Consider the following 18,131-nt stretch of genomic DNA (forward strand, 5'->3'; position numbering starts at 1 on the left):
TTGCTTAGTAATGATTTTACGTTACATTCCCTCTCAAAAATAGTGCATAAATCATTCATTTATCCTACAATAGTAAAAATGTCTAAAGGAGTGGGGCGCGATGCAGAAAGAAAGTTTACAAAATCAAATTGCAGCGGCATCAAAGCGTAAGAAAGCAGATCTTGTTCTAAAAGGTGGGATGGTCGTCGATGTATTTAACATCACAACGTTTCAAGCAGACGTAGCAATTTGTGATGGGATGATCATTGGAGTTGGTGATTACGAGGGTGAAAAAGAGATAGAGCTGAATGGGAAATATATAGCTCCTTCATTTATTGATGGCCATGTTCATATCGAATCAGCCATGGTGCCGCCGGAAGAATTTTCTAAGGTTGTTCTTCCACACGGTGTGACCACGGTGATCGCCGATCCTCATGAGATTGCAAATGTTGGTGGTCTTCCTGCTGTTCAGTATATGGTTGAAGCATCTAAAGGCTTACCACTCGATGTGAAAATGATGGCGCCATCTTCAGTTCCAGCAACCCCTTTTGAACATAACGGGGCAGACCTTTCAGCTAAAGAAGTATCTCAGCTTATAAGAAATGGTGAAGTACATGGATTAGCAGAGGTGATGGATTATCCAGCTGTACTTAAAGGAGAAGAGGAGATGGTCAAAAAACTTCTGGCTGCACACGAAAATGAATGTGTGATTGATGGACATGCGGCTGGACTGGATGAGACGGCGTTGAACACCTATTTAACAGCAGGAATACGAAATGATCATGAAGCAGTAAGTTCGGAGGAAGCAAAGCAACGAATTAAACGTGGAATGTATGTCTTGATGAGAGAAGGAACAGCTGCAAAAGATATGGAAGCTTTAATTGGATCGGTAACTCCTTATAACGCAAGACGGTTTGTGTTCGCCACAGATGACAAACATCTCGATGAATTAGTGGAAGATGGGAGCATTGATGCGAGTGTAAGAAAAGCAATTAAGCTTGGAATGGATCCCATTCAAGCTCTTCAAATGGCTAGTTTAAATGCGGCTGAGTGCTTTGGCTTGAAAACGAAAGGCGCCATTGCTCCAGGATACGAAGCGAGCTTTATTGTATTATCTGATTTAAAAAATATCACGATTGAAGCAGTGTATGTGAAAGGTGAAAAGGTAGTTGAGGAAGGTCAGTTAATAAGCGAAGTAAGAGATTCCTTGCAACCACCAGAAGTTTTACTAAGTAGTGTACGCATGAAGAAATGGGGGTCAGATGCGCTAAAGCTCAGATTAGGTTCGACGAAAGCAAAAATAATTGGAGTCGAACTTGGATCAATTGTTACGAAATCTCTGTGTGAAGAAGTGACGGTTGAAGGTGGACTTTTTAAACCCTCGATCGAAAAAAATCAACTAAAGTTAGTTGTTGCAGAGAGACATCATGAGCTTGGACATTTTGGAGTGGGCATTGTAAAAGGGATTAGTCTTAAACAGGGGGCGATCGCAACATCGATTTCGCATGATTCCCACAATATTATTGCATGTGGAGTAGATGATGAAAGCCTCGCACAAGCTATTAAAGAGCTTGAACGCATCCAAGGAGGGTTAGTTGTTGTTTCAAAAGGAAAGGTTCTTGCAGCTCTTCCGTTAGAGCTTGGTGGACTAATGTCGATTGCACCGCATGAGGTAGTAATGAAACAGTTAAAGCAAATTGATCGTGGTTTAGTTGAGTTGGGCTATTCAGGCGAATCGAATCCTTTTTTAACTCTCTCTTTTCTAGCCCTGCCAGTCATCCCATCCCTGAAGTTAACAGATACAGGTTTATTTGATGTTACTACTTTCTCTCATATTAGCCCTGAAGGTGAAAGTGTTTCCCTATAAAAAAGGAGGTTACGAGCATTCATACTCGTAACCTGTTTACTACTTGGGAGTTTTACTATCTGGGTTCACGTCTGGGGAAGAAGTGATCTTTTGTTCCTTTTGTAATGTATTAATATAATGATAGACCTTTACGAGTTGCTCATCATTTAAATGAAGCAACATCATGTAAATCTCTTCTTTCGTAAGGTACATAAGCCTCCCCTCTCTCTTTATCGAAGATAGTTCTTTACCCATCTTACCCTTTACCCTTACCCATGAAATATAATCCTTATCATCGAGTACTTTTAAAAAAAGCTCTGACCGAAGAGGGTCAGAGCTTATCATAATATCTTGGTACACGCTTGCTGATGGCACAAACAATCTCATAATTGATCGTATTCGTAAGCTGTGCCATTTCATCAATTGGGAATTCTACTACATCTCCAACCTGAATATCAGTTAGGTCGGTTGCATCAATCATTGTTTGGTCCATACATACTCTTCCGATAATAGGGGCGTGTTGATCACCAAAAAGTACATGACCTTTATTTGATAAGGCTCGGGATAACCCATCCGCATAGCCTATTGGCATTGTCGCCACGATTCTTTGCTCGGATAGCTTATGTGTTCTACCATAGCTAATGGACGACCCCTCTGGCAAGGTGCGCAATGAAACAATACTGGAATAAAGACGCATAGCTTGAGTTAGCTTAATAGGAAATCTAAGGTCAGGATCTGGCTTTAATCCATACAGACTAATACCTACTCGTACCATATCAAGATGTTTATCACGGTGAAAGAGTGTCCCGGCACTATTACAGCAATGTTTAATGGGGATCATTATTCCTTCTTTTTCTAAAGCATTGATAAAAGAAAGAAATTTTTCGAATTGTTCATCTGTGTAAGTAGAAGTAGGGGCATCTGCTTCTGCAAAGTGAGTGAACAATCCCTCAATCTCGATCATTTCATGTTGAGCTAAGGGTGAGATGACTTCAAGCAGTTCTTCTTCTGTTTGCAGGCCGACTCGTCCCATACCAGTATCTGTTTTGATATGAACTTTAATAGGATTGCTTAAAGTGGGTGCGAGTTGAAGTAAGGCATCACGCACATCTGTAGAGAATACCGTTATTGTGATATTACATTGAATCGCTTCTTGTAACGCATGGGGGCCTGTGTATCCTAAAACAAGGATAGGAACATCAATCCCTGCTTCACGTAGCTCGATGGCTTCATCTAAGATCGCAACACCTAAATAAGTCGCCCCACCACGCAAGGCAGCTTTTGCAGCAACGACTGCACCATGGCCATACCCATCACCTTTAACAACGGCCATCAATCTGCACTCAGGTGTTTGTAAGGAGGCTTTAAACGACGTTGCATTTTCTTCTATGGCACGTAATGAGATATCTGCATATGTATGTCTGAAACTGCTCGTCTTCATCTGACAAACTCCTTTAAATTCTACTTTTCTTTTAATAGACCCCCTCAGTCAAAGGAGACCGAGGGGGTAGGTTTATATCTATATTATAGTACTTTCTTATGCTTGAACAGGTGTTTTACTAAGTGCATCCATAACAGATACTAACTCATAGCCAAGGTCACGTGCCACAGCGTTGTAAGTAACATCTCCGTTTGCAACGTTTACACCAAGTGCTAATGCAGGGTTCTCAGCTACAGCTTTTTCAACGCCTTTGTTAGCAATTTGCATTGCATAAGGCATTGTTACATTTGTTAAGCCGATTGTGGAAGTACGAGAAACTGCTCCAGGCATGTTCGCTACTGCATAGTGTACGACACCATGTTTCGTGTAAGTTGGGTTATCGTGAGTTGTGATTTGGTCAACTGTTTCGATAATACCACCTTGGTCAATTGCCACATCCACAACAACAGAACCAGGTGACATAGATTTGATCATTTCTTCTGTAACAAGCTTAGGTGCTTTTGCTCCAGGAATTAATACAGCCCCAATTACTAGGTCCGATTCCTTTACAGCTTCAGCGATGTTAAGTGGGTTTGACATAAGAGTTTGGATGTCGTTACCGAATTGATCATCAAGTTGACGAAGACGATCTGCACTTAAGTCGATAAGAGTTACATCAGCTCCAAGACCAACTGCAATCTTCGCAGCGTTTGTACCAACAACACCACCACCGATGATTGTTACTTTTCCGCGTTTCACACCAGGTACGCCTGATAGAAGAATTCCTTTTCCACCTTTAGATTTCTCAAGGAATTGTGCACCAATCTGAGAAGCCATACGACCAGCAACTTCACTCATAGGAGTAAGTAGTGGAAGTGTACGGTTTACTTCAACTGTTTCATATGCAATTGCAATCACACCGCTATCTACTAGTGCTTTAGCAAGTTCAGGCTCTGCTGCTAAGTGTAGGTATGTGAATAGAATTAACCCTTTACGGAAGTAGCCATATTCAGAGCTAAGTGGTTCTTTAACTTTCATGACCATTTCAGCTTTTGCCCATACATCTTTCGCTTCTGGGATAATTGTAGCTCCTGCTGCTGTGTAATCAGTATCTTCAAATCCACTACCAATCCCAGCACCTTGCTCAATTAAGATCTCATGGCCACTTTTAGTTAATGCAACAACACCAGCTGGCGTAATTGCAACGCGGTTTTCGTTATTTTTAATTTCCTTTGGAATACCAATAATCATGTTTGTCGTCCTCCTAAAACGGATGTTTGTTATATCGTTAGTATAAATCCACAAAAGGAGGAACGCATTGTGTGTAAAGTTGAAAATGTAAACGTTTTTTTGTTCGATTTAACAAATCGTCTTAATCGTTTGTTAGCGTCCGCGAAAAAGCTTCATATCTAAATATAAGCCTAGCTTTTGCACCGGGTCCTTTAATTGTATATTGGCAATCTCTTGAATGCGTTTTAGTCGGTAATTTAACGTGTTTACATGGCAATGAAGCTCCTTGGCTGCTTCATTCATGTTCCCGTCTTTATTAAGAATCACATCTAACGTCTCTAATAAGTTAGTGCGATGCTCAAGATCATAAGTTTCGAGCTTTCTTATAGCAGGGTTGATAGAAATATCTTTGACTTGTTCATCTTGTTGCAAAATATCTATATAGCGAAAGATGCCAAGTTCATGATAAAAGGTAGCTGATTGTAACTCCTGATCAAAGCTTTGCTTTAGAGAAATCACCTTTGTCGCTTCATCATAACTTCTTTTAATCCATTCATAATTTTCATACGCATACCCACATCCTGACCAAATCTGAGAAATGCCAAAACGTTCCCTTATTTGCGTTTTAAATGTTTCAATGAAGTCTTTGGTCTCTTTCACAAAGTCATTTTGAATGTGTGAGGAGATCAGGAATACGACTTGATTTTCATCTAGTGTTTGAATGAGAATATTGATCTTTTGAGTTGTTTTGGCTACATATACTAGCTTTTTATAAAGTTCATCGCTCATAACATCAAAGCTGAACAAAATGACAGCAAGTGGTTTTTGAGGATTTATCCCAATTTTAGAGAGTTGTTCTGCGATCACTTGATGATTTCTTGCATCACCTGTGATCATTTGCCACAGCAATTCTTGATGATTCTTTTCTTTCTTTTTCTTTTGCATATTTAATTGTAGAAGTTGGTTTTTAGCTTTACTAGCAGCAAGCTTTAAGTCAGCAAGATCTTCTTTTGTAAGGGTGCGCCCCACTTCAAGTACCCAAATATATCCGAGCACTTCATTGTTTTTTCGGATAGAGACCGCGACACGATTACCAAGGCCAATATCGTGAATTTGTGGAATGACAAGTGGTTCATCGCTTTGGTTAAGGGTAGGGATTACGCCTTCTTTCCAAAAACGATTAATCACTTTCTCGGGTACGCGTCTGCCAATAATCGTCGAAATCCTAGCAGCATCTGTACCATCATCATGTGAACTGTATGCGAGTAAATGATGATTAGAATCCTCAATCGTTACCGGACATTGCAGGCGTTCACTAATCGCGTCAACAAATTCTTCTAACGAGTCAAATTGTCGATTAAATGATTGGTGATTTTTATCGGTCATAGGAAAACTCCTTATCTATAGTTAGGAAAATAGTCGTCAGTATTTTGTCGAAAATCACAAGTGAAGCGTTTTCAGTTTGTGTGCTCTCACAAACAAAAGCTTGCATTGCCATGTTAGAATAACATATACATTCTTATTATAATATATGAAAGCGTTATCTGTGGGGAGTGAAAGTTATGGACATCTTAGACATACTAGGAAAGATTAATAACGTATTATGGGGGCCTCCTAGTTTAATCTTATTATTTGGGACAGGCTTATTTTTAACCATCGCTTTAAAAGGGTTACAATTCCGTCGTCTCATTTATGCATTTAAGATTGGCTTTGGTAAAGAAGATAGTAAAGATGCAGCTGCTGAAGGGGATGTAAGTCATTTTAAAGCCTTGATGACTGCGCTTGCGGCTACAATCGGGAATGGTAATATTGCCGGGGTAGCTACAGCTATTACATTAGGTGGACCGGGAGCAATCTTTTGGATGTGGATTGTTGGTTTACTAGGTATGGCGACGAAGTACGGCGAGGCATTACTTGCGGTTAAATACCGTGTCAAGAATGATAATGGTGAGTATTCTAGTGGACCTATGTATTACATCGAGCGAGGGCTCGGTCGGAAGTTCAAATGGCTAGCCATTGCGTTTGCGGTATTCGGTGCATTTGCCGCTTTAGGAATCGGAAACAGTGTACAATCTAATACCATTGCTGATGTAACGAGCAGCAGTTTCGGTATGGCTAATTGGGTAACTGGTTTAATTTTAATTGTACTCGTAAGTGTCATTATTTTTGGTGGAATTCAACGTATTAGTACAGTTGCTAGTTTCTTTGTGCCGATTATGGCTTTCCTTTATATGGGCGGTGCAACCTTAATTCTTATTTTAAATTACGATATGATCATTCCTGCTTTTGAACTAATTTTCTATTATGCCTTTAATCCTGTTGCTGCAGCTGGTGGTTTCCTTGGAGTAGTCGTATCTGAAGCAATTCGTAATGGGGTTGCTCGTGGGATCTTCTCTAATGAAGCAGGTCTTGGTACAGCAGCATTAATTGCAGGTAATGCACGTGCTGATCACCCAGTTAAACAAGCACTTGTAGCCATGACTGGTACATTTATTGTAACGATCATTGTTTGTACGATGACTGGTCTGACCCTTCTTATTACAGGCTTCTGGGATCCTTCTGGTGGCGTACTTTCAGGTGTCACTCATGATCCGTCTCTTGAAGGTGGGGCATTAACAAGTGCAGCATTTGGTTCAGTACTTGGTGCTGTAGGAGAATACATTGTCGCGTTCTCTGTTATTTTCTTCGGTTTCTCGACGATTGTTGGTTGGTATGTATACGGGGAAAAATGTTTTGAGTATCTTGCTGGATCAAGAGGAATTGCAGGATACCGTCTTGTTTATATCGCAGCTTGTGGTGTTGGTACAGTGGCAAACCTTGCAACTGTATGGGCTTTTGCGGATATGGCGAATGCCTTAATGATGATTCCAAACTTAATTGCTTTGTTATTACTGTGGAAAGTCATTGTAGCTGAAACGAATGATTACTTCAATAATTTCTACGAAGCTGCTAAAGCAGGTTCAGTGAAAAAAGCAAGCTAATACTTTTATTGGGAGGCTCTGTCGAGTAGACAGGGCCTTTTTTGTTGGAGGTAGTGGTGGGTAAGCTAGACAAGGACATACAAATATATTATTATCATTATATATAATGATAATAATAAAGTGGAGGGTACGACGTGTCCCGAAAAAAGGCTGATATCATGCTCCATCCAATCCGCATGAGAATTATTCAAGAGCTTCTTAAAACACCAAATCAAACGGTGCAACACCTGATCGATCATCTTGAGGATGTGCCGCAAGCAACGATGTATCGTCACCTGAAGCTTCTTTTAGATGCTGGACTTATTCATGTAGTGGAAACGAACAAAGTTAGAGGTACGGTCGAGAAGGTCTATGCGGTAGTGACCGATAATTTGACTATCTCTGATGAAGAAATAAAAGAGACTGCACCTGAAGAGTATTTAAAGTATTTTATGACGTACCAAGCGAACTTACTGAAAGAGTTTGAACGTTATGTCATGAGTGCGGAACCCCGATCATATAAAGAAGATGGGCTAGGTTTTTGGCAAGCAACGCTTCATTTAAGCGATGAGGAACTTTTAGAGTTTGGAGAAAAGGTAGGTCAGTTGATTCAAGAAGCAGTTGATAAGAAGCCGAATGAAAATAGACGTGCCAGAACATTGGCAACCATTTTGATACCGGAGGCGGAGTCATGAGTTCAAAAGAAGTTTCAATTGAACAAGGTGAGATCACGATCAGTGGAACAATCGACATACCTAGTAAAGGGCAACCGCATTATCCGGCTGTTCTGATCTTATCAGGATCAGGTTCAGCTGATCGAAATGGGAATGGCAAAGGAAAGCAAGTTTTTAATTTGTATAATTCTCTTTCCACTTTTTTTGTGGGAAATGGATGTCTCACTCTTCGCTATGATAAAAGGGGAGTGGGGAAGTCGACCGGAAGCTATATGGAAGCAGGGATGTGGGATTTAGTTGAGGATGCGAAGGCTGCGCTTCTTTTTTTGAAAAAACACCCACAGGTGGATCCAAAGCGTGTGTTCATCGTTGGTCACAGTGAGGGAGCCATGCTTGCGCCAGCAGTTATAGAAGATGAAAAGGTAGCAGGGTTAATCTTACTCGCTGGTGCATCTGAATCAATGGCTGAGGCCCTTTCCTATCAACGCCATCAAATGGTAAGAGGCTTACAAGATATCGAGGGGATAAGGGGCAAACTTCTGAACCTATTTAAAGTAGTAGAAAGAGTGGAAAAGCAGGGACCGAAATTTGATGAAAAGATGATGAGGGCAGATGCTGTAACGGCTCGTTTTCAAGGGGTTAAAGTAAATGCAAAATGGTTTCGCGAGCACTATCAATTTAATGTGCGAGAGTCATTGAAGAAAGTCGAGTGTCCCATCCTTGCCATTACAGGATCAAAAGATCTCCAAGTGATACCGGAGCGAGTGTTTGAAGTAGAGAAGCTAGTAGAGGGACAGGTAGAGGCGAAGATTATCCAAGGGATGAATCATATGCTTAGAGATCAAGAGGAGGATTATTCCATTCTTCAACTTAAAAAGGCATATAAAAAGACTGGAACAAAGCCCCTCTCAAAAGAGCTAACAAAGACGATGAGAGATTGGTTAAAGAACTATGTATAGGCGCTTGAAATTCGTTCTTATCAGTCTAGCTGTCCTTTTTCAACTGCTGACCATTCTTTTTGTTTTTATTAATATCACATGGGCTCTACTAGCGGTTGGAGGAAATGTAGCTAGTTTTCTAGCAGTGTTAATCGTTTTTATGCTGGAACGAAAAAAGGAGAAAGAGGAGGAAATTGATTATGAAAATAGTGACTACTGATTCAATTGCGGGATCTGAGATTATCGAAGTGATTGGCTACGTAAAAGGGGGAACGATTCAGACGAAGCATATAGGCCGTGATATTACAGCGGGGCTTAAAGGAATTGTCGGTGGTGAAATTAAAGGGTACAACGAGATGATGGATGAAGCCAGAAAGCTTGCGATCCATCGCATGGTAGAGGAGGCGACGAAAAAAGGAGCAAATGCAATTGTCGGAATGCGTCTCCAATCATCGACGGTTATGGGGTCTGCAGCAGAGATCATTGCTTATGGTACGGCCGTTAAAATTAAGGAATAAGAATGAAAGCCTTGATGCTAATATGCAACAGGGCTTTTAAAAATTTGATTGAAAGAAAAGTCTTGCATCTCAGCTATATTTCCGGTACGATTTCAATATATCGTAGCATTGGAAGTTTTATTCAACTATATATTGTATTACGAAATGTTGGTGCTGCTTAGCAGCTTAATAGGGAATCTGGTGAGAATCCAGAACTGTCCCCGCAACTGTAAGTGTGGATGAAATGAGGCAACCACTGTATAAGAGTGCTTAATAGGTGCTTATACGGGAAGGCTCAAAGTAAGGTGAAGCACAAGTCAGGAGACCTGCCACCATTTCTTAGTCAGCTATCTTCGGGGGATGAGAAGTGAGACGGCAGCGACTAGACAAGCGCTATTTTAAGTGACTGTCTACTGCTCGTTTAGTTTGCAACGACCAACGAAGCCGTTTTACGTCCTATCTCTCAAATTGAGGGGTAGGGCGTTTTTTTATTTGTTATCGAGATGAGGAGTGAGAGAAATGAAAGAATTAAAGATGATGAACAAGCAAGATACACAATTACAGCAACGTTTTCCGAATCTAGTAACAGAGGAGTGGTTAGAGGAAACATCTACATTAACATGGCAGCAACGCGCATTATCAGCATTAAATGAACTCTCCGTTGATCAACCGGATTGGACGTTTGTAGCGTCATTTTGCTATATCAATGATTTGAAAGAGCATATTGCCAAAGGGCGAGGAGAGGAAGTTGATTCTCTTCCATTAAGCTTCCCTGCCTATTTCAAACAGCAAATAGAAAATGGTATCTATGACAAACGTCTGGACTCCTATACTAGTGAGGAACTAAATCTACTAGCTCTTGTGATAGAACCAACTCGTGATGAAAAATTCACATATATTGGGATTAAAACATTAGCCGATCGTTATTTAGCTAAGAACTTTGAAGATCAAATTATCGAATTGCCACAGGAGCGTATGTTGGTCATTGCGATGATGTTGATGGTAGAAGAACCGCAAGATAAGCGGCTTGATTTAGTAAAAGAAGCCTATTGGGCGTTGTCTAACTTATATATGACAGTTGCCACACCGACACTTTGTAATGCTGGTAAAGTAGGTGGTCAGCTCTCGAGTTGTTTTATTGATACAGTCGATGATGACCTTCGCTCTATTTTTGATAGTTGTACAGATGCCGCAACCGTAAGTAAAAATGGTGGTGGACTTGGAATATATCTCGGTAAGATCCGGGCAAAAGGCTCGTCGATTAGAGGATTTAAGAATGTCTCGTCTGGAGTCATTCCTTGGATGAAGCAGCTTAACAATGTTGCGGTGAGTGTCGATCAGTTAGGGCAACGTCAAGGGGCAATTGCTGTGTACTTAGATGTTTGGCACAAGGACATATTTGCTTTTTTAGATGCCAAGTTAAATAACGGTGATGAACGTCAACGAACACATGACTTATTTACAGCTGTTACGATTCCTGATGTATTTATGGAAGCAGTTGAGAAGCGAGAGAATTGGTCTTTGTTTGACCCTCATGAGGTTCGAATTAAGATGGGATATTCTTTGGAAGATTTCTATGATGAAGCAAGAGGCGAAGGGGAGTTTCGACAAAAGTATGCTGAATGCTTAGCGAATTCTGAGCTCTCGCGGATAGAGGTTCCTGCTATAGAGATTATGAAACGTATCATGCTTTCTCAATTAGAAACAGGGAGCCCGTTTATGTTCTATCGTGATACGGCAAACCGATTAAATCCTAATCGCCATAAAGGGATGATTTACGGGTCTAATCTATGCACAGAGATCATGCAAAATATGAGTGCAACTACGGTCATTGAAGAAGAGCTAGAAGAAGATATGATTTCGATTAAAAAGAAGCCTGGTGACTATGTCGTATGTAATTTAAGCTCACTTTCACTTGGGACAGTGTTAGCGGATGAGGTCGTAGAGCGAGTGGTCACAATTCAAGTACGTATGCTAGATAATGTGATTGATTTAAACCAAATAGGAGTTAAACAAGCAGAGCAGACAAATAAAAAGTATCGAGCAATTGGATTAGGTACGTATGGATGGCATCATCATCTAGCAAAAAAGGGCATTATCTGGGAAAGTGATGAGGCTATTGAGGAAGTAGATCGTGTGTATGAGCGAATTAATAGAGCAGCCATAAAAGCGAGTGCACAGTTAGCACAAGAAAAAGGCGCGTATCCTCATTACGATGGCTCAGATTGGCAAAGTGGAGAGTATTTTAGAATGCGTGGGTATGAAAATGAGGATTGGAAAGAGGTTCGCTCAAAAGTATCTAGGTATGGGATGAGAAATGGTTATGTGATGGCGGTAGCACCAAATGCGACTACTTCACTGATCGCGGGCTCAACAGCTTCCATCGACCCGATCTTTTCAAAATACTACATCGAAGAAAAGAAAAATTATCGTATTCCAGTTGTAGCACCTGATCTTGATCCTACAACGACATGGTATTACAAGCCTGCACATGCCTTAGACCAGAAGTGGAGCATAAGACAGAATGGTGCGAGACAACGCCACGTTGATCAAGGCATCTCGTTTAATCTCTACGTACCAAGTACAGTGAAAGCAAAAGAGTTGCTTACTCTTCACTTGCTTGCTTGGAAAGAAGGGTTGAAGACAACCTACTATGTACGTTCGACATCAGTCTCAGTTGATGAATGTGAAAGTTGTTCAAGCTAATTATGAGGAGGAGAATCAATGAATCTAGAAAAGAGAAAGCTCTATGATCCCACAGCTCCTAATGCATCAACGGCGATCGTAAATGGAAAAAGCTCAAATGTCCTAAATTGGGATGATGTCCGTTTTAGTTGGGCATATCCCCTTTATAAAAATATGCTAGCAAATTTTTGGACGCCATTTGAAATCAATATGACTCATGATGCAAAGCAATTTAAAAACCTGACCGAGCCTGAACAAGAATCATTCAAGAAAATTATTGGTCTATTAGCTTTCTTAGATAGCGTACAAACTGATTATTCAATAAAAGTTGCTGATTACTTAACGGACTCGTCTCTTGTTGCCTTAATGAGTGTGTTGTCTTTTCAAGAGGTTGTTCATAATCAGAGCTATTCGTATGTGCTCTCCAGTCTTGTTCCAAAATCAACTCAAGATGAAATTTTTGATTACTGGAAATCTGATCCGATCTTGAGGGAACGAAACGAATTTATCGTAAATGGCTACGAAGAATTTATTCACAATCCCACTCCTGAAACGTTAGCCAAATCTATCGTCTATGATGTCATTTTAGAAGGAGTAAATTTCTACTCTGGCTTTGCCTTCTTCTATAATTTAGCTCGTCATCAAAAGATGGTCTCTACTTCTACAATGATTAACTACATTAACCGTGATGAGCAGCTTCATGTCTATTTGTTTACGAACTTATTTAAGGAGCTACAACATGAACACCCTGAATTGAAAACAGAAGAGATGGAGTGTTTTGTTAAGGAGGCTTTGATAGAGGCAACAGAGCTTGAGTTAAAGTGGTTCAAATACATTATTGGCGATCAGGTTGAAGGGGTGACTCCTGCAGATATGGAAGCATATTTAAAGTTCATTGCAAATAAAAGGGCAAAACAGCTTGGCTATGACCATATCTTTCCGCAGCACCGTACGAACAATTTGAAGTGGATTAAAGCATACGAGGATGTAAATGCAGCTAAAAGTGATTTCTTTGAACAAAAATCTCGTCAATACGCCAAGGTGTCAAGTGATAATGGCTTTGATGAACTTTAAGAAGGGAACAATCACTATAACGGCTGATCGTTTCCTCGTCGAAAAGGTGTTGCAGGAAGGGGCTTTTCACAAGAGTCTCAAACAATTTAGATTGCCTAACGAACAGCAGCAAGCGATGCTTCGGGCACTTCGAACTTTAGATGTTGATCTTGCACTAGCTTTCGATGGGGAAACAATCCTAGGGTATACAATGATTTTGCCACCAGAGGCAGATGAGCGCTGGTCGCAAATGGCTCAAATTAAAGTTCTAGGCGTAATTGAAGTGGCTATTCCTTTAAGAAATCAAGGACTAGCCAGTGCATTACTTACAAAAATACTTGGCGCGAGATCTTATGAAAAAGACATCCTAATCTCGCTTGAGTACCGCTGGCATTGGGATTTATCATCAGTAGAGGGGGATAGTAGCCTCTACAAGCAACTTCTTCAAAAGCTCCTAATGAAAGGGGGCTTTGAAGAGGTATTAACCAACGAACCAGACGTGATGGCCTATCAAGATAATTTTATGATGGCGAGGTTTGGGAGTGAGATTACAAGTGAAGAATATCTACGCTTTTTTGAGTTGGCTGGAGGTCCGACTACAAATTTATTAAGATGAGTTATCAAACTAAGGTTGCAATCTAACCCTATTGAAGTTAGAATTATTGAAATATTTAAAAAGGAGGGGTTGGATGCAAACACTTGAAAAAGTTGGTTTGTGGATGAGTAAGTATTTTGCTCTTATTATCATTTTATGTAGTTTTGTTGCGTTCTCTGTACCACAGTTATTTACGTGGATTGCCCCTCATATCACGCTGCTACTTGGTGTGATTATGTTTGGAATGGGTCTGACGATGAGGGCGGTCGACTTTAGTGTGATAGCGAAAAAGCCAATTCCAGTCGTGATTGGAGTTGTGGCGCAATTTTTAATCATGCCGCTTGTTGCCTATGCAATAGCTATATTACTGCAACTTCCACCTGAACTTGCAGTAGGTTTAATCCTTGTTGGAGCTTGCCCTGGAGGTACTGCGTCAAATGTAATGGTTTATTTAGCGAAAGGGGACTTGCCCGTTTCGGTGGCAATGACCTCGATTTCTACACTTTTAGCACCCTTATTAACACCAGCTATTCTTCTATTATTGGCTGGTCAATGGTTACCTGTTAATGCAGGGTCGATGTTCCAATCGATTATTCAAGTTATCATTATTCCAATTATACTTGGTTTACTAGTTAGAAAATTCTTCCCACGTGCTGTGGAAAGCGGAGTAAAGACATTGCCAATTATCTCGATTGTGGCGATCTTAGCGATTGTATTAGCTGTAGTCGGTGTAAACCAAGCAAATATCGCTCAAACTGGATTGCTCGTATTTCTAGCTGTCATGCTACATAATGGATTTGGGTTACTCTTGGGGTACGTAGCAGCGAGGGCTTGTGGGCTCGATGAAGCGAAGAGAAGAGCCATTTCAATTGAAGTAGGAATGCAGAACTCGGGATTAGGAGCATCACTAGCTGCAGCTCATTTTTCTCCATTAGCTGCACTTCCAAGCGCCATTTTCTCTGTTTGGCATAATGTATCAGGACCTGCCCTAGTATCCATTTGGTCTAGAAAAAATAAAGATCTTGAACCTTTACAAGCTGAAAAGAAAATTAGTTAATGAACGAAAGCTTCTTCCTACTAGTAAATACTAATAGGGAGAAGCTTTTTTGTTGAATGTGAGATAAATGATGTAGATCTCCCATTCCTTCTGTTGGGCGACAAGCAACCTGTTCTTTGATATAATGACGTTCAGAATCATGTGATTTAATATAGCTAATCCCTTTTTAATTTGTTGAAGGGAATGACATAGGAGTTGAAGATTCATGCTTGAATTTACAGAATGGAAGCATGTGTTTAAATTAGACCCAAATAAAGAGTTATCAGACGAAGATTTAGAAGCCATTTGTGAGTCAGGGACAGATGGCTTAATTATTGGTGGGACTGACGGAGTGACACTAGATAATACGTTACAGTTGCTTGCTCGTGTAAGGCGGTTTTCGGTTTCAGTGGCATTAGAAGTCTCCAATCTTGAATCAATTACACCAGGATTTGATTATTATTTCATTCCTTCGGTTTTGAATAGTCAAAAGATCGATTGGATCTCTGGCTTGCATCATCAGGCTATTAAGGAGTATGGCGCCATTATGAACTGGGATGAAATTGTGGTGGAAGGCTATTGCATCCTAAATCCTGAAGCTAAAGCAGCGGTTGTAACCGAAGCAAAAACAAATCTAAGTGATGAAGATGTCATTGCCTATGCAAGAATGGCAGAGCGTCTTTACCGGTTCCCGATCTTCTATTTGGAATACAGTGGAACATACGGGGATTCAAACTTGGTAAGAAAAGTGAAACATGTCCTAAAGGAGACGAAGCTTGTCTACGGGGGCGGAATTGAAACTCTTGAACAAGCACAAGAAATGGCAGAGGTAGCGGATGTAATTGTCGTAGGGAATATCATTTATGATAATTTAGAAGCTGCCTTAAAAACGGTAAAAGCTGTTCAATCATAAATTTGAGATTAGATTGCATCAAAGGTTGTAGAGCTGTAAACTAATAACAAGAACATTCGTTTGGTGGTGAAGGTATGCAAGAGAAAATAATAGAGAAGATGCTTTCAGGGTTAAATCCTGAACAAAGGCAAGCAACAACTCATACAGAAGGACCCTTATTACTTATGGCTGGTGCGGGAAGTGGGAAGACACGAGTGCTTACTCACCGTATTGCTTATTTGTTACGTGAAAAAGCGATTGCACCTTGGAATGTGTTAGCTATTACATTTACGAATAAAGCAGCACGAGAGATGAAGGACCGTGTCGCAAAACTAGTAGGGCCGGTAGCTGAAGATATTTGGATCTCGACATTCCACTCGATGTGTGTTCGGATCCTAAGACGTGATATCGACCGAATTGGCTATAATCGCAACTTTACGATTCTCGATTCATCAGATCAACTATCTGTGATTAAACAGATCTTAAAAAAGAAAAACATGGATCCGAAGAAATTCGATCCAAGAAGCATGCTTGGTACGATTAGTGGATGGAAAAATGAATTGAAAAAACCGGATGCTTGTATGAACCAAGCAACTGGTCTTTATGATCAGACTGCCGCTGAAGTGTACGTCGATTATCAGAAGCAATTAAAGAAAAACCATGCCCTTGATTTTGATGATCTGATTATGAAAACGATTGAGGTATTTAAGCTTGTTCCAGAAGTGTTAGAATTCTATCAACGCAAGTTTCAATACATTTTAGTGGATGAGTATCAAGATACAAATAAAGCTCAGTATATGCTTGTACGAATGCTCAGTGATAAGTATGAAAATATTTGTGTAGTTGGGGATTCTGATCAGTCGATTTATCGTTGGCGCGGAGCAGATATTGCTAATATTCTATCGTTTGAAGAAGATTATCCTAATGCGACGGTTATTTTACTAGAACAAAATTACCGCTCAACAAAAATGATCTTACAAGCGGCAAATAAAGTGATCGAAAACAACTTCAATCGTAAGCCTAAAAATTTATGGACTGAAAATGACCCTGGTCCAAAGATTGGTTATTACGGCGCTGACACAGAGCAATCAGAGGCACAGTTTGTGGTTGAGAAAATTCGTGAAGCAACAAGAGATGGCTCACATTCCTATTCTGATATCGCGATTTTGTATCGTACAAATGCTCAATCTCGTGTAATTGAGGAATTTTTCGTTAAGTCTAATATTGAATACAATATCGTTGGCGGGACAAAGTTCTATGATCGTAAAGAAATTAAAGATGTCCTCGCTTATTTACGTTTGATTGCAAATCCTGATGATGATATCAGTTTGCAGCGTATTGTCAACGTGCCAAAGCGCGGAATTGGTGCAACAACCGTTGATAAAATTGGAGCGTACGCGGTGGAGCAAGGGATCTCTCTGTTTGCTGCCCTACAAGAAATTGAGCAAGTAGGTATTACTGCGCGTGCAGTCACAAAGTTAAAAGAATTTAGAGATCAATTGGCACATTGGATTCAAATGCAAGAATATCTTTCGGTAACAGAGCTAGTTGAGGAATTACTTGATCGGACAGGCTATCGTGAGATGCTACGAAACGAGCAATCGATTGAAGCGCAAAGTCGACTTGAGAACATTGATGAGTTTATTACGGTTACCAATGAGTTTGAAAAAGGTAATGAAGATAAATCTTTAGTCGCTTTCTTAACTGATTTAGCACTTGTTGCAGACATTGATAAGTTAGAAGACGACGAAGGTGGAAAGCCTAAAGATGCGATCACCTTGATGACACTGCACTCAGCAAAGGGACTTGAATTTCCGCTTGTTTTCCTTATTGGAATGGAAGAAGGAATTTTTCCGCATAGTCGATCCCTTTTTGAGGAAGAAGAAATGGAAGAGGAACGTCGCTTAGCATACGTAGGAATTACTCGGGCTGAAAAGCAGCTTTACTTAACAAATGCTAGAATGCGTACATTGTACGGTAAGACGAATACGAACCCACCATCTCGTTTCATTAAAGAAATCCCGGAAGAGTGTTTAGATGAAATGAATGAACAAAAAGCGACACCAGCGTGGATGAAAACATCTCGTGGGGCTTCTCTTGCTCCTAAAGCAAGGCCACAAGTGAGAGCTTCGGTAACGACATCTACTGGTGGCGATCAATTTTCGTGGGCGGTTGGAGATAAAGCTGAGCATAAAAAATGGGGAGTCGGGACGGTTGTTAGCATAAAAGGTACGGGTGAATCTGTGGAGCTTGATATTGCATTTCCACAACCAACTGGTGTTAAACGACTTTTTGCTAAGTTTGCCCCGATCACTAAGCAGTAAGA

16 protein-coding genes and 1 riboswitch are annotated in these 18,131 nt (G+C 40.4%); of the genes, 12 read left to right on the plus strand and 4 right to left on the minus strand.

Annotated features, from left to right (window positions below):
• Positions 1-100: 100 nt before the first annotated feature.
• Entirely contained in the window at positions 101-1,846 is a 1,746-nt protein-coding gene (gene ade, locus RYX56_RS15075) for an adenine deaminase (RefSeq protein ID WP_317122879.1), read from the plus strand.
• Between the two features lie 39 nt (positions 1,847-1,885).
• Here the strand turns inward: ade and RYX56_RS15080 are convergent, their stop codons facing one another.
• The 4 genes from RYX56_RS15080 to RYX56_RS15095 form a co-directional block, all read right to left on the minus strand.
• Positions 1,886-2,038 carry a hypothetical protein gene (locus RYX56_RS15080; RefSeq protein ID WP_317122880.1) on the minus strand — a complete coding sequence of 51 codons (153 nt, stop codon included), beginning with the start codon at positions 2,036-2,038 and terminating at the stop codon, positions 1,886-1,888.
• Between the two features lie 118 nt (positions 2,039-2,156).
• The gene (gene alr / locus RYX56_RS15085; protein ID WP_317122881.1) at positions 2,157-3,266 is read right to left on the minus strand and encodes an alanine racemase; all 1,110 of its coding nucleotides are present in this window, start codon (positions 3,264-3,266) and stop codon (positions 2,157-2,159) included.
• A 96-nt stretch (positions 3,267-3,362) separates the two neighbouring features.
• On the minus strand, positions 3,363-4,496 hold the full coding sequence (gene ald, locus RYX56_RS15090; protein WP_317122882.1) for an alanine dehydrogenase: 1,134 nt from the start codon (positions 4,494-4,496) through the stop codon (positions 3,363-3,365).
• A gap of 132 nt (positions 4,497-4,628) precedes the next feature.
• On the minus strand, positions 4,629-5,861 hold the full coding sequence (locus tag RYX56_RS15095; protein WP_317122883.1) for a PucR family transcriptional regulator: 1,233 nt from the start codon (positions 5,859-5,861) through the stop codon (positions 4,629-4,631).
• Between the two features lie 176 nt (positions 5,862-6,037).
• On the opposite strand from RYX56_RS15095, the gene RYX56_RS15100 reads away from it, so the two are divergent.
• The 11 genes from RYX56_RS15100 to pcrA all read left to right on the plus strand — a co-directional run bounded on the left by RYX56_RS15100 (position 6,038) and on the right by pcrA (position 18,129).
• On the plus strand, positions 6,038-7,456 hold the full coding sequence (locus tag RYX56_RS15100; RefSeq protein ID WP_047973599.1) for an alanine/glycine:cation symporter family protein: 1,419 nt from the start codon (positions 6,038-6,040) through the stop codon (positions 7,454-7,456).
• A gap of 134 nt (positions 7,457-7,590) precedes the next feature.
• On the plus strand, positions 7,591-8,130 hold the full coding sequence (locus RYX56_RS15105; RefSeq protein WP_317122884.1) for a helix-turn-helix domain-containing protein: 540 nt from the start codon (positions 7,591-7,593) through the stop codon (positions 8,128-8,130).
• Complete coding sequence (locus tag RYX56_RS15110) at positions 8,127-9,068, plus strand: alpha/beta hydrolase family protein (RefSeq protein ID WP_317122885.1); 942 nt, start codon at positions 8,127-8,129, stop codon at positions 9,066-9,068. The genes RYX56_RS15105 and RYX56_RS15110 overlap by 4 nt, the downstream gene beginning before the upstream one ends.
• A gap of 4 nt (positions 9,069-9,072) precedes the next feature.
• Positions 9,073-9,267, plus strand: a complete 195-nt coding sequence (locus RYX56_RS15115) for a hypothetical protein (protein WP_317122886.1) — start codon at positions 9,073-9,075, stop codon at positions 9,265-9,267.
• The gene (locus RYX56_RS15120) at positions 9,248-9,565 is read left to right on the plus strand and encodes a YbjQ family protein (RefSeq protein WP_317122887.1); all 318 of its coding nucleotides are present in this window, start codon (positions 9,248-9,250) and stop codon (positions 9,563-9,565) included. The genes RYX56_RS15115 and RYX56_RS15120 overlap by 20 nt, the downstream gene beginning before the upstream one ends.
• A 131-nt stretch (positions 9,566-9,696) precedes the next feature.
• A riboswitch (cobalamin riboswitch) is annotated at positions 9,697-9,892 on the plus strand.
• A 186-nt stretch (positions 9,893-10,078) separates the two neighbouring features.
• Complete coding sequence (locus tag RYX56_RS15125) at positions 10,079-12,250, plus strand: ribonucleoside-diphosphate reductase subunit alpha (RefSeq protein WP_439108503.1); 2,172 nt, start codon at positions 10,079-10,081, stop codon at positions 12,248-12,250.
• Between the two features lie 18 nt (positions 12,251-12,268).
• Entirely contained in the window at positions 12,269-13,303 is a 1,035-nt protein-coding gene (locus RYX56_RS15130; RefSeq protein WP_317122889.1) for a ribonucleotide-diphosphate reductase subunit beta, read from the plus strand.
• Positions 13,284-13,898 carry a hypothetical protein gene (locus RYX56_RS15135; protein WP_317122890.1) on the plus strand — a complete coding sequence of 205 codons (615 nt, stop codon included), beginning with the start codon at positions 13,284-13,286 and terminating at the stop codon, positions 13,896-13,898. Before RYX56_RS15130 ends, RYX56_RS15135 begins: the two co-directional genes overlap by 20 nt.
• A 73-nt stretch (positions 13,899-13,971) precedes the next feature.
• Positions 13,972-14,934 carry a bile acid:sodium symporter family protein gene (locus tag RYX56_RS15140; RefSeq protein ID WP_317122891.1) on the plus strand — a complete coding sequence of 321 codons (963 nt, stop codon included), beginning with the start codon at positions 13,972-13,974 and terminating at the stop codon, positions 14,932-14,934.
• A gap of 205 nt (positions 14,935-15,139) precedes the next feature.
• The gene (gene pcrB / locus RYX56_RS15145; protein WP_317122892.1) at positions 15,140-15,826 is read left to right on the plus strand and encodes a heptaprenylglyceryl phosphate synthase; all 687 of its coding nucleotides are present in this window, start codon (positions 15,140-15,142) and stop codon (positions 15,824-15,826) included.
• 74 nt (positions 15,827-15,900) lie between these two features.
• Positions 15,901-18,129: a DNA helicase PcrA gene (gene pcrA / locus RYX56_RS15150; protein ID WP_317122893.1), complete on the plus strand. Its 2,229-nt coding sequence runs from the start codon at positions 15,901-15,903 to the stop codon at positions 18,127-18,129.
• Positions 18,130-18,131 lie beyond the last annotated feature (2 nt).

Origin of the sequence: Alkalihalophilus lindianensis (assembly GCF_032843265.1) — a bacterium.
Classification (GTDB): Bacteria; Bacillota; Bacilli; order Bacillales; family Bacillaceae_D; genus Alkalihalophilus; species Alkalihalophilus lindianensis.

Coding starts and splice junctions, on each gene's coding strand:
- ade (WP_317122879.1), top strand. CDS start 101: ATGCAGAAAGAAAGTTTACAAAATCAAATTGCAGCGGCATCAAAGCGT.
- RYX56_RS15080 (WP_317122880.1), bottom strand. CDS start 2,038: ATGTACCTTACGAAAGAAGAGATTTACATGATGTTGCTTCATTTAAAT.
- alr (WP_317122881.1), bottom strand. CDS start 3,266: ATGAAGACGAGCAGTTTCAGACATACATATGCAGATATCTCATTACGT.
- ald (WP_317122882.1), bottom strand. CDS start 4,496: ATGATTATTGGTATTCCAAAGGAAATTAAAAATAACGAAAACCGCGTT.
- RYX56_RS15095 (WP_317122883.1), bottom strand. CDS start 5,861: ATGACCGATAAAAATCACCAATCATTTAATCGACAATTTGACTCGTTA.
- RYX56_RS15100 (WP_047973599.1), top strand. CDS start 6,038: ATGGACATCTTAGACATACTAGGAAAGATTAATAACGTATTATGGGGG.
- RYX56_RS15110 (WP_317122885.1), top strand. CDS start 8,127: ATGAGTTCAAAAGAAGTTTCAATTGAACAAGGTGAGATCACGATCAGT.
- RYX56_RS15120 (WP_317122887.1), top strand. CDS start 9,248: ATGAAAATAGTGACTACTGATTCAATTGCGGGATCTGAGATTATCGAA.
- RYX56_RS15125 (WP_439108503.1), top strand. CDS start 10,079: ATGATGAACAAGCAAGATACACAATTACAGCAACGTTTTCCGAATCTA.
- RYX56_RS15130 (WP_317122889.1), top strand. CDS start 12,269: ATGAATCTAGAAAAGAGAAAGCTCTATGATCCCACAGCTCCTAATGCA.
- RYX56_RS15135 (WP_317122890.1), top strand. CDS start 13,284: ATGGCTTTGATGAACTTTAAGAAGGGAACAATCACTATAACGGCTGAT.
- RYX56_RS15140 (WP_317122891.1), top strand. CDS start 13,972: ATGCAAACACTTGAAAAAGTTGGTTTGTGGATGAGTAAGTATTTTGCT.
- pcrB (WP_317122892.1), top strand. CDS start 15,140: ATGCTTGAATTTACAGAATGGAAGCATGTGTTTAAATTAGACCCAAAT.
- pcrA (WP_317122893.1), top strand. CDS start 15,901: ATGCAAGAGAAAATAATAGAGAAGATGCTTTCAGGGTTAAATCCTGAA.